General features: G+C 61.5%; 9 protein-coding genes. 3 read left to right on the top strand and 6 right to left on the bottom strand.

Going from position 1 to position 11859, the window contains the following annotated elements:
• The first annotated feature begins 70 nt into the window (after positions 1-70).
• Positions 71-988: a trimeric intracellular cation channel family protein gene (locus BN2664_RS07235; protein ID WP_007000859.1), complete on the top strand. Its 918-nt coding sequence runs from the start codon at positions 71-73 to the stop codon at positions 986-988.
• A gap of 22 nt (positions 989-1010) precedes the next feature.
• Here BN2664_RS07235 and BN2664_RS07240 read toward each other — a convergent pair whose 3' ends face one another.
• From BN2664_RS07240 to BN2664_RS07255, 4 genes are all read right to left on the bottom strand, one after another.
• Positions 1011-1760, bottom strand: coding sequence for an iron ABC transporter ATP-binding protein (locus tag BN2664_RS07240; RefSeq protein ID WP_040317174.1), 750 nt, complete (start codon positions 1758-1760; stop codon positions 1011-1013).
• A gap of 71 nt (positions 1761-1831) precedes the next feature.
• A complete protein-coding gene (locus BN2664_RS07245) occupies positions 1832-2956 on the bottom strand; it encodes an iron chelate uptake ABC transporter family permease subunit (RefSeq protein ID WP_231723458.1) in 1125 nt (374 codons plus the stop codon).
• Positions 2953-3960 carry an ABC transporter permease gene (locus BN2664_RS07250; RefSeq protein WP_007000856.1) on the bottom strand — a complete coding sequence of 336 codons (1008 nt, stop codon included), beginning with the start codon at positions 3958-3960 and terminating at the stop codon, positions 2953-2955. Before BN2664_RS07250 ends, BN2664_RS07245 begins: the two co-directional genes overlap by 4 nt.
• Positions 3961-4158: 198 nt before the next feature.
• Complete coding sequence (locus BN2664_RS07255) at positions 4159-5262, bottom strand: siderophore ABC transporter substrate-binding protein (protein ID WP_007000855.1); 1104 nt, start codon at positions 5260-5262, stop codon at positions 4159-4161.
• A 270-nt stretch (positions 5263-5532) separates the two neighbouring features.
• On the opposite strand from BN2664_RS07255, the gene BN2664_RS07260 reads away from it, so the two are divergent.
• A complete protein-coding gene (locus tag BN2664_RS07260; protein ID WP_007000854.1) occupies positions 5533-6786 on the top strand; it encodes a hypothetical protein in 1254 nt (417 codons plus the stop codon).
• Between the two features lie 79 nt (positions 6787-6865).
• Here BN2664_RS07260 and gndA read toward each other — a convergent pair whose 3' ends face one another.
• Both gndA and pgm read right to left on the bottom strand, forming a co-directional pair.
• Positions 6866-8332, bottom strand: coding sequence for an NADP-dependent phosphogluconate dehydrogenase (gene gndA, locus BN2664_RS07265; protein WP_007000853.1), 1467 nt, complete (start codon positions 8330-8332; stop codon positions 6866-6868).
• Between the two features lie 384 nt (positions 8333-8716).
• Positions 8717-10393 (bottom strand): phosphoglucomutase (alpha-D-glucose-1,6-bisphosphate-dependent), encoded by a 1677-nt coding sequence (gene pgm / locus BN2664_RS07270; RefSeq protein WP_007000852.1) that lies wholly within the window; start codon positions 10391-10393, stop codon positions 8717-8719.
• A 238-nt stretch (positions 10394-10631) separates the two neighbouring features.
• Between pgm and BN2664_RS07275 the strand changes: the two genes are divergently transcribed.
• Positions 10632-11798, top strand: coding sequence for a YrzE family protein (locus BN2664_RS07275; RefSeq protein ID WP_058120688.1), 1167 nt, complete (start codon positions 10632-10634; stop codon positions 11796-11798).
• Positions 11799-11859: the final 61 nt, after the last annotated feature.

An 11859-nucleotide genomic window follows, 5' to 3' on the forward strand; every position in this document is an offset into this window, starting at 1 on the left:
GAAGCCGCCCGCCACCCGGTGAGTCCAGAATCAAATAAAAAGCGCCGGCCGTCGGCCCTAGAATAAAGCCGTGGTTATCGATTTGGCGGACCTGTACCCCTACGTTTTTAACACTCTCGATATCGGCGGAGTTTTCGTTGCCGCGATCCTGGGTGGCATGGTGGCGCGCGAAAAGAATTTCGACGCGGTCGGATTCGTCGTCGTCTCGATTATGACCGCGCTCGCGGGCGGCATGATTCGCGACGTTCTCATTGGCAACGGGCCGAATCTGCAGCAGGCACCGGTGGCGCTCACCAACCCGTTCTATCTTCCGATGGCCTTTGCCGGCGCCGCGGTGGCCTATCTTTTGCGCCTGCGCGGAAAATGGATCCGCCGTGCCATGACGGCGATGGATGCCTTCGTTATTGGCGTCTGGTCCGCCACCGGCGTGATGAAAACGCTCGACGCCGGATTTTCCTATGTTGCGGCCGTGGCCATGGGAGTGGTGACGGCGGTGGGCGGGGGAATGGTCCGCGATATCGCGGTGGGCCGCACGCCCGGAATCTTCGGCGGCAATCCGCTTTACGCCACGGCGGCGCTTATTGGCACGATTCCCGCCTCACTCTTCTGGTTCTGGCATATGCCCACTATCGGCATGGTCGTGACCACCCTCCTGACTGGCGGAATTGCCGTGGTCGCGCGTCTGCGTGGCTGGGTGCTACCGGCCAACCAGGACTATTCCGTCAATGACACCCTGAGCAAGGTTTCCAGTTCCTTGACGGCGCGAATGTCTTTCTTGCGCTCGGAGGAGCACAAGCAGCAGGTGCGTGAGGAGCGCAAGCGTCACGCCACGCGCCGGCGCAATCAGTCCAAGCTTTCGCTACGCCAGCTGGCCCAGCAGCGCAAGGGGCGCGTGGATGGCGCAAACGGTAACGAAAGTAATGACGCGAGCCGCGTGAAGAATTTACAGTCCGACGACGCCGCTAGCTCCGCCGGGTCCGGCGAGTAAGTGCCGCCGCGCCGCGGGCGCACTAATAAACGGCCACCAGCCCGCGCGAGGTTTCGATAACGTCGATCTCGGCGTCAAAGATTCGTGAAAGGCGCTCCGGGTGCATAATTTCTACCGGCGTTCCCATCTCGCACACTTTCCCCTCGCGTAGCGCGATGATTTGATCGGCGTAGCGGGCGGCGAAGTTGATGTCGTGAAGCACCACCACAATGGTGCGGCCGAGGGTGTCCGCGGCGCGGCGCAAATGCTTCATCATCTGGATTGAGCGGGAAATATCCAGGTTATTGAGCGGCTCATCCAAAAGCACAAAGTCAGTTTCCTGCGCGAGCACCATCGCCACATAGGCGCGCTGGCGCTGCCCGCCGGAGAGCTGGTCCAAATAGCGATGCTCCAGATCTTCCAGGCCGAGGAAATCAATGTACTTGGAGATAATTCGTTCGTCGTCGGCCGTCAGGCGCCCGTGCGAATACGGGAAGCGCCCGAAACCGACCAGCTGCCGCACCGTCAGGCGGGTGACGAAGTGGTTTTCCTGGCGCAAAATTGCCACGGTTTTGGCGAGTTTATTGCTCTTGGTATGGCGCACGTCCCTGCCGGCGACCGCGATTTTTCCTTCGTCGAAATCTAGCAGGCGGCCGACCATCGTCAGGAGCGTCGACTTCCCGGCGCCGTTGGGGCCCACCAGCGCGGTGATGCCGCCGCGAGGAATGTTGAGGGTGATGGGGCCGATGACGACGTCGGAGGTGTAGCGCTTGACGGCTTCCCGCACGTCGATTCCTCCGCCCGCAACTTTCGCGGAATTATCGCCGGAGACGGCGGGGGTTTCAAAAGCTGGCGAATTAGTCACTAGAGTCGTCCCCTCTTCAAAACAACAATGAGGAAGACGCTGCCGCCAATGAGCTCAATAATCACCGACACAACCCCTTCCGCGTAGAAGATATTTTGCATAACAACGTAGGCGCCGCTGAGGGTGGCAAAGCCAATCGCAACCGCCATTGGGAAGGTGTAGCGGTGATCGTAGGTTTCCGCGGCTTGGTAAGTCAGTGTCACCACCAGGAAGCCGAAGAACGTCATCGGTCCCACCAGCGCCGTCGACACTGCAATGAGCACCGCGGTGAGGGTGAGCGTCCACATGAGGGCGCGCTTGTGGTTGACGCCGAGGTTGACGGCGACGTCGCGCCCCAGGGCCACGGTATTAAGCCGGCGCGAGTAGAAGAAAAGCAGGGCGCTGGTGAACACGGTGAGGATAATTGCCACCGGCTCGTCGGTTTTTGCGTTCGCCAGTGAGCCGAACATTCGCGCCGAGAGCACGTCGAATTCGGAGGGGGAAAGCATTCGCTGCATAAAGGTGGAAAGCGAGCGCATGCCGGTACCAATAATGATGCCCACGAGTAGCATGACGTGGAGGTTGCCGAATTTTCCGCTGAGCAACCAGCCGTAGAGGAACACCGCTAGCGCCACCATGAGGCCAACCTGGAGCAGGAAGGCGCCGGTGCCCTGGAAAGCCACGAAGCCTGCCACGCCGCCCACAAAAATTGTGCCGGTTTGGATCACCGCGTAGAGGGATTCAAATCCCATAATCGACGGCGTCAAAATGCGATTCGTCGTTACCGTCTGGAAGGCGAGCGTGGCCATAGCTTGGCACACCGCCACGATCAGCATGGTGATCAGCGTTTTACTGCGCCGCGCGGCAATAATCTTCCAGGGTTGCGTGCCCGGCTCGGCCATATTGCCAACATTGACGTAAATGTAGGCGAAGGCGAGGCCGAGGATCACCATGAGAATAAGGATCACCCAGTAGCGCACGCGCGCCCTCCGAGTGGCGAAAGATCCCGATGAACGCCGCTTTCCGGGGCGATTGCCCGCCCGGGTTTCGGAGCGTGTTCCCGGGGTTGCCGTGTCGGCGTTCCAACCGCGTTCGACTTGGCCCGCGCGCCCGGTTTCCAACGAAGATTCCGTTTCTTGTGTCACTGCAGCACCTTTCTCCGCGAAACGATCAGTGCCACAAACACCGCGCAACCGAGCACGCCCAAAATCAGCGAGACGGGAATTTCAAACGGCGCGATGAGTGTGCGGGAGAGCAGGTCGCAGGCGGTAGTCACACCGGCGCCGAGCACGCACACCCACGGCAAATTCGAGCGCAGGTCGTCCCCGCGCGTCAGCGAAATAATGTTGGGAACGATAAGTCCGAGGAAGGGAAGGTTCCCGACGACGACGGTCACCACGCCGGCGCCGGCTGCCACCGCCCCGGTGCCGATCAGAAGCATGGCGTTGTAATTAATTCCCACGTTGGTGGCAACATCCTTGCCCAGGCCGATAACGGTGAGGCGATCGGCGAGCAAGAAAATAAATAAGGTGACCGCGAGGGTAATCCACAGCGGCTCGTAGCGTCCGCGCACCATCGGCGCGAAGCTGCCCTGGAACCAGGTGGAGAGGTTCTGCAAAACATTGAAACGCAGGGCCAAGAAGGTCGAGATGGAAGAGACCACCGCGCCGAGCATGAGGCCCACGATGGGGACGATGACGGAGCTCTGCAAGGTTACGCGGCGCAAGAACATAAAGAAGCAGAGGGTGCCAATAAAGGCAACGAAGATTGCGCTGACCATGCGCAGAGTAACGGAACCTTCGGGCACAATAATCATGGCGATAAGCAAGCCCAAGCCGGCCCACTCGGTGGTGCCGGTGGTGGTGGGTTCCACGAATTTGTTCTGGGCGAGAAGCTGCATGACGAGCCCGCACAGGCTCATGGCAATGCCGGCCAAAATCAGTGCGGCGGTGCGCGGAACTCGAGTAATCCAAAACATTTCCCGCCCGTTGGGCTGGGAGAGGTCATAGGCGCCGGTAAACAGGGAAACCACTAGAAGCCCGATAAGAAGAATCACGGCGAGCAAGAATCCCCAGCCAATGGGTTTGCGGGCAGAGCGGGACTTCGCCCCGGTCTTACCCGGCGATGTAATTGTTTCTGGTGTACTCACTTACTATTTCCCTGAATGTTGACTTTTGGCGCGTGCTCGCGGCCTTGCGGCGCCGGTTCTGCCCCGCGCGGATGAGCGGCGCGGAAGGGCCAGCGCGATAGGAGGCTTATGCGGAACGCGGGTGGCGGGACGAATCCCGCCACCCGCGACCCAACTCACGAAGGGTGCTACCGATGGTAGTGGTGAGAGATTGGGGCTCTACTTGATCTTCGCGAAATCGTTGAAGATCTCGGTGAAGGTCTGGATACCTTCATTCGTGTAGGTATCAGCCGGAGCGACGTAGAGCTTGTCATTCTTGACGGCGTTCACCGTCTCCAGGGCCTGCGATTCCTTCACCAGATCCTTACCCGGCGTGGCCGTCTTACCCTCGGTGCTGCTCACGGCGGCATCGCGGTCCATGATCATAATGAAATCGGGGTTGGCCTGCGCGATAGCTTCCTCGGAAACTTCGTCGCCCTTGTGGTTGTCGGTACCGGACTCGAGGAACAGCGCCGGCTTCCAGTTGAGCAGGTTGTAGAGCGGGCCAAACACGCGGCCGACGTTCGGATCGAGGAAGCCGATCTTTCCGCCCGAGGTGTTCACAGCGAGGATGGTCTCCTGGCCGTCGTAAGCGGCGCGAGCGGCGTCGATCGAAGCGTTCAGATCGTCAACCAGCTTGGCGGCATCCTCTTCGTGGCCGAAGATCTGGCCGAGGGTGGTGACGTCCTGAGCCAGGCCGTCCACCAGGATCTGGCCAGATTCCTTAGCCTTCGGATCCGAGGCTTCCTTAGGCAACTCCACGTTCAGATCGAGAATCTGAGCGTTGGGGGCAGCGGCCTTGATGTCGTCATAGTGCTGCGAGAAGCGCTGGCCGACGAGGACGAAGTCCGGATCGGCCGCGGTGATGACGTCGTAGTTCGGCTCGCGGTGGTTTCCGATATCCGCAATGGAATCGTCGGTGGTCCAGTCGAGGGTCTTCGGCATAACGCCCTTCGGGAGCGCCAGGGGCTTGACGCCCCAATCCTCGAGGGTTTCGAAAGTGCGGTTGTCCAGGAGAACCACGCGCTGCGGGTTCGGCTTGATCTTCTGGGTGCCGTGGGCGTCGGTGACCTCGATATTGCCCTCAGCGTCGACCGGGTTGAGCGTCGCCTTCGCCGCTCCCGAAGCAGCCTGCGCGGCGGGGCTTTCCGCCGCCTGCGACGTCGCCGCCTTCGATTCGGCCGGGGCCGAGGTCTTGTTCGAACCGCCGGTCCCCGAGCAAGCGGTGAGAGAGAGGGCCGTGGCGGCGATAAGCGCAGCCAAACCACGTCCAAAGTTCTTCATTACATATCCTTTCCGCGAGTTGTGGGACTCGCGTGTAGTGCCTACCTGAGTTAGCATAACCTAACTTGATCCGTTCTGGTTGGGGGAATCCGCGGGGGAACGCGCCAAAGTGGCGGCGTCGTCGAAAAATACGTGAAAAATACGGTGATAGACACGAAAGCGGTTGGGCGAGCCCCGCATCTGAAACTATGATGTTAGAGCACGTGTGACTAGGGCGCGGGCGGCCCGCGAACGGCTTGCGCATGGCCCGCGCATCGGTAAGGAAACTTTATGAAGCATTCGCCCTCCCGCAAGTATTCTCTTTCGCCCGCGTCTCGAGCTTCTCGCGCGGCTCTTTTCCTGCTTCCGCTTGCGGTGGTCCTCGGTGGGTGTTCGTCGCCCCAGGTCACGCCCACCCCTTCCGTTTCCGCGGCGCCCGAGGTATCGACGACGCCGACTGCCGGCGCCGAAAGTTCAGCCACGCCGAGCAGTGCGGATTGGTCCGCCGCCCCCCGCGAGGTTTGGCGTTGGAAGGGTGAAGATCTTCTGCAAGTTACGGCGAGCGCGGATGGAAAATCCTTGCTGGCCCAGCGGAGCGATGGAACGGCCGTGATCCTCGACGGCGCCACTGGCGAGGCCGCCGACACTGAACTGCCCGCCGGTAACCAAGCCGAAGACCAGCCGGTCTGGCAAACCGCGGACGGAGACTACCTCACCGTGGCTGGCGACCAAAGCCGCTGGGTTCTGGCAAGCTACGGCGGGGCGGCTGGCGAGGCGCAGGTTTACGCCCCGGAGCTGGACGAACTCGATGAGATTTACACCGTGAAGGGCACCGCGGCTTACGTGACCTCCGCCTACAATGCCCAGACCGGGCAGGTGATGGTTGCGGACGGTACCGAGGGTAAATTCCAATGGCACCTGTATGACGGCGGGGACGGAAAACTGGTTGCCGAAGGCCCGGCAACTTTTGGCCGCCAGCAGGTGATTGTGCCGGTGACCGGCGGTTTCTGGTTCCCGAGCGGCGGTTTTTACGTGGAACAGAGCGGCAAAAAGGGGAAGACCGAGAAGAACGACGCCTCGGCCGCCATTGTGCCAATGAATACCAATGAGCCCCCGGCCATCAGTATTTACGAGGGCTTCCAGGCGGCGTCGAACTTCCTCTCGGATCCGGATATTTCCAATAAGTCGCTCCCCATGGATATTTCCCGGGCCGAGGCGCTCACCTACGCCGTCGGCACACAGGTGAGCGGGCGAGAAGCCGTGTCTTTTGACGGGCGGCGCTATATGCTCCCCACCGGTTTACAGGGCGAGGAAACTTCCGCCGCGCTCACCATGGCGCAAATTCCCTCCGATTTCCGCGGATTCACCTACACCGTGGCGAACTTCGCGAAGCCGCAATCTCCCACCGGTACCGTGCGGTACTGGAAGGTGGGCGACGGCGGAGAAGTGGCCTGGGAGCTTCCCGGCAGCGCGGTTTACTTCGCCGGAGGGAGCCTGATTCTCCAGGATGGCAATGATCTAGTCGGCTATGCGCCGGCCAAGTAGGGCAAGACTAAAAAACGTGGCCGCCACGGAAGAATCCGCGGCGGCCAAGTGCCTTAGCTAAGTGCCTTAGCTAAGTGCCTTAGCTCCACTGCTCCTCGGGGCGGCCTTCTTCGGCCCAGCGGGTGTGGAACACACCCTCGCCGCCATCAATGCGGTGGTAGGTGTGCGCGCCAAAGAAATCACGCTGGCCCTGGATCAGATTGGCCGGAAGCTGCTCGGCACGTACGCCGTCGTAATAAGACAGCGAGGAGGCGAAGGCAGGGATCGGAACGCCGGTCTGGGAGGCGAAAGCCACGATTCGGCGCCATGCCGGGATCGCCGCGGAGATTTCTTCCACGAAGTAGCTATCGGCGAGCAGAAGCGGCAGATCCGCGTTGCGCTCGTAGGCCTCGGTGATGCGGTTCAAGAACTGGGCGCGAATAATGCAACCCGCGCGCCAAATCCGCGCCATTGCGCCCAGGTCGATATTCCAATCGAACTCCTTCGAGCCCTTGCGAATCAGCTCGAATCCCTGCGAGTATGCCACCATCTTGGAGGCGTAGAGGGCTAGGCGGATATCTTCAACGAAGGCCTGGGGGTCGGGAATAATGAAGTTTTCTTCGAACCCGGGAAGCGTTTCTTGCGCGGCGGCCCGCTCTTCGACGTCGCCCGAAAGCGAGCGGGCGAAGGTGGCTTCGGCGATCCCGGTGGCGGGGACGCCAAAAGCGGCGGAATTCTGCACCGTCCAGGCGCCGGTTCCCTTCTGCGCGGCCTGGTCGAGGATGACGTCCACCAGTGCCTTGCCGGTTTTGGCGTCGGTGTGGTGAAGCACTTCCGCGGTGATCTCAATGAGGTAAGAGTTCAGCTCAGTCTTGTTCCATTCGGTGAAGACGTCGCCAATCGTGTTCGCGTCCCAGCCGAGCGACTTGCGCATAAGGTCGTAGGCTTCGGCGATGAGCTGCATATCCGCGTACTCAATACCGTTGTGGACCATCTTCACGAAGTGGCCGGCGCCGTCCGGGCCCACGTGCGTGCAGCAGGGCGCGCCATCCTCGGCCTTGGCGGAGATCTTTTCGAACATCGGCCCCAGGCGATCATAGGATTCCTTGGTGCCGCCCGGCATAATCGACGGTCCCCACAGGGCGCCTTCCTCGCCGCCGGAAACGCCGCTTCCCACGTAATGCAGTCCGCGCGCGCGAATGTTTTCTTCCCGACGCCGCGTATCGGCGAAAAGTGAATTTCCGCAGTCGACGATAATATCGCCTTCGTCCATCAGCTCGGCGAGCTGCTCAATCACCGCATCGGTGGCGGCGCCGGCCTTGACCATAATGATCGCCACGCGCGGCTTGGAGAGGCTGGCCACGAAGTCTTCCATCGACGCGGCCGGGTAGAACTCGCCCTCGCTGCCGTGGTTTTCCATCAGGTTCTGGGTGCGGCCCTCGGAGCGGTTATGTACCGCCACCTTGAAGCCGTTGCGCGCCAGATTGCGCGCCAGGTTCGATCCCATCACGCCGAGGCCGGTAACCCCGATATCTGCGATTCCCACCGGTGGGGTGCTAATAGACATAAGACTCCTCATGTTTCTGCCGAAATGACTGGTGATTTCTGCGCGCTCTCGCGCACGCTCGTGCCTATTCTAAAGCGCGCGGCCCCGGTAGCGCAGATGCGGCGGCGCGAGCGGACGCCTTGGTGTAAGTGGCTGGGGCGTAAACCGGCTGGGCACGAGCGGATGCCGCGCTACAAGTGGCCGGGCGTGGGGGCGGCTTCGGTAAGTGTGTATAGAAAAGTCAACGAAAGAGCAATGTGAAAAAGGTGGTACGCCACGGATTCTTCCGCGGCGCACCACCCGTAGTATTTAGTTTTTATGTGCCGGCTGGCTGGGCCCGGAGGGGCTACGCTCCGGGCTCTTGCCTGAGGGTCGGCTGGTCGGGCCTGAAGTGGGCCGGGCCCGCTACTGCCCGAGGGCCGCGCCGACTACCTGCTTGGCTTCTTCCTGCACCTCGGCCAAGTGCTCGGGGCCCTTGAAGGATTCGGCGTAGATCTTGTAGACGTCCTCGGTGCCGGAGGGGCGGGCCGCGAACCAGGCGTCCGCCGTCGTCACCTTGAGACCGCCAACCGGGGCGTTATTACCCGGAGCGTTGACGAGCTTGCCATCAATGGGCTCGCCGGCCAGCTCGGAGGCGGTGACGTCCTCGGGGGAGAGCGCCTTGAGCTTTGCCTTTTCCGCCTTGGTTGCCGGGGCGTCGATACGGGCGTAAGCCGAATCGCCGTACTTGGCCACCTGCTCTTCGTGCAGCTGCGAGGGGCTCTTGCCGGTCACGGCGATAATCTCCGCCGCCAGCAAGTCCATAACCAAACCGTCCTTATCGGTGGTCCAGACCGTCCCATCCTTGCGGAGGAAGGAGGCGCCGGCGGATTCCTCGCCGCCAAAGCCGATTTCGCCGGTAAGGAGTCCGGGCACGAACCACTTGAAGCCCACCGGAACCTCGATTAGCGTGCGGCCGATGCCTTCCACAACGCGGTCAATCAGCGAGGAAGAAACGAGCGTCTTGCCCACGTTCGTGTCCCTGCTCCAGCCCGGACGGTGCGTGAAGAGGTACTCGATGGCGACGGCCAGGTAGTGATTCGGGTTCATGAGCCCCGCATCCGGCGTGACGATACCGTGCCGGTCAGAGTCGGCGTCGTTCCCGGTGGCGAGGTCGTAAGGCGCCTTGCCGTCTTCACCCGGTTCCATGCGCTCCAGCAGGCCCGCCATCGCCGACGGCGAAGAGCAGTCCATGCGGATTTTTCCGTCCCAATCCAGGGTCATGAAATACCAGGTGGGGTCAACGGTCGGGTTCACCACGGTGAGGTCGATCTTGTAGTGATCGGCGATTTCCTGCCAGTACTCGGCCGACGCGCCGCCCAGCGGATCAGCGCCGATCTTCACGCCCGCCTCGCGGATCGCGTCAAAATCGATAATCGTATCGAGCGCCTCCACGTAGCGGGCCCGGAAATCGTAAGTTCCGTAATGCTCGCTCTTGATCGCTTCCTCGTAGGGAACGCGCTCAATCTGCTTCCAGCCCTCGCGCAGAAGTTCGTTCGCGCGGTCGGCAATCCAGCCCGTTGCGTCCGTATCCGCCGGGCCGCCATTGGGCGGGTTGTACTTGAATCCGCCGTCGCGCGGAGGGTTGTGCGACGGCGTTACCACGATGCCGTCGGCGAGCCCCGCGCCTTCGGTCCGCAGATTTCCGGGCGCCCCGTTGGCCTCCAAAATAGCCAGCGAAACCGCCGGGGTTGGGGTCCACGAGCCGCGCGAATCTGCCAGCACATCCACGCCGTTGGCGATGAGCACCTCGACAGCGGACTTTTCTGCCGGTTCTGAAAGGCCGTGGGTGTCGCGCCCGATAAAGAGCGGGCCGTCGTACCCCTGAGCCTTGCGATACTCGCAAATCGCCTGAGTTGTTGCCACGATATGCGCCTCGTTAAAGGCGCCGTCGAAAGCGGAACCGCGATGCCCGGAAGTACCGAACACAACGGCTTGGTTAGGATCGCTAGGATCCGGTTCGATGTCGTAATACGCCGCCACGAGCTCATCTACATTGATGAGGTCTTCGGGGCGCGCCTTTGTTCCTGCGCGTTCGTTCATGGGCTTATTCTCCCACGAAGCGGCGCGCTATGGCCGAACTGCTCTACTGGCGGAATTAAAAATATCCCGCGCGACGGCGTCGTCCTTGGTGGGAAGCGGCAACAAAATAACAGAATCAAAATCCGCAACCCTTTACGCTCGGAGTGAACTATTTAGACTTTGACGGAAGGTGTGCATACGGTGGATTTGTACCGCGTGACAATTGCGCGGAATTATCGAGAAGAATGTGGAGAAGAACGTGACGTCAGAAGGTAGTCAGCGGAATTCCGCACCTCGCGCACAGGTTCACGCACCCGTGGCGCGTACGGAAGCGGCGGCTCATACCGAGCCGGAAAACAATAAGCCGGGCTGGCGTGCTGCCCTCGTGGGCGCAGATGAGCGCGGGAAGACCGCCAACGCCTCCTGGGGATCGATTTTTGTAGGCGTGGCCGTCACGCTCGCAACGATGCTTGTACTTTCCTTCCTGGGCACGGCGCTCGGGCTGGGAATTTTTGATCTTGAATCCGGAAAGCCTTTCCAAGGTGTCGGGGTTGGCCTGGGCATTTGGCTCGTGCTGACCATCGTTATTTCCTTCGGTTTGGGCGGCTACGTGGCGGGCACCCTCGCCGTGCGCGCGGGCCTGCTCCACGGTCTGGCGACCTTCGCCACCGCCGTGCTGGTGCTTTTTGCGGCGATCGCCCTGGGGCTTTCCTCGCTCTTCGGTGCCCTCGGCAACATTGTGGGTGGAACGGCATCCACGCTCGGTAGCGGTGCTTCTTCGCTCGCCTCCGCCGTGGGTGACGGTATTGGTTCCGTGGTTGACACGGTCTCCGATCACGTCGACGGCAACCAGGTTCAGCAGCAGACGGAGGACATCCTCCGCGGAACGGGCGTGGAGGAGCTCCAGCCCGAGTACCTGCAGAACCAGGTTTCCGAAGCCAGCGACGAAGTGACCAATGCGGCCAAGGAGCTGGTTGTTCACCCCGAGAACTACGAGCAGATCCTCAACGATCTGGGTGATTCCCTCGGTGCGCGCGCCGAAAAGATTGGTGACTCCATTGACCGCGATGCAATTGCTCGCTCGGTTGAGCAGAACACCGATCTGACCGGCCCGGAGGCTCAGCAGGCCACCGACAACGCTTACGAAGCCGTAGAGAAGGGTACGCAAGCCGTCAAGGATGGCCTGGAGTCCGCTCAGGAAGCCATTCCGCAAGCGGTTGAGGACGCTAAGCAGATGGTGGACGAAGCCAAGGCAACGATCAACGATGCCACCTCCGCCATTGCCGGTGCCTCGGTCTGGATCTTTGTGGCCCTCGTGTTGGCCGCGGTCCTCACCGCTTTCGCCGGTGCGGCCGGATCTCGCACCGTAGCCGCGCGCAACGTGGAGGGGGAGCTGGAAACCTCGCCCCGCCGCCGCGCGATCTAGCGCGATTTAGCGACTGGCCTAGCGCGACTTCGCGTGTGGTGCGGGTGCGCGCTGGCACTAG

The organism is Actinobaculum massiliense (assembly GCF_001457435.1).
GTDB lineage: Bacteria > Actinomycetota > Actinomycetes > Actinomycetales > Actinomycetaceae > Actinobaculum > Actinobaculum massiliense.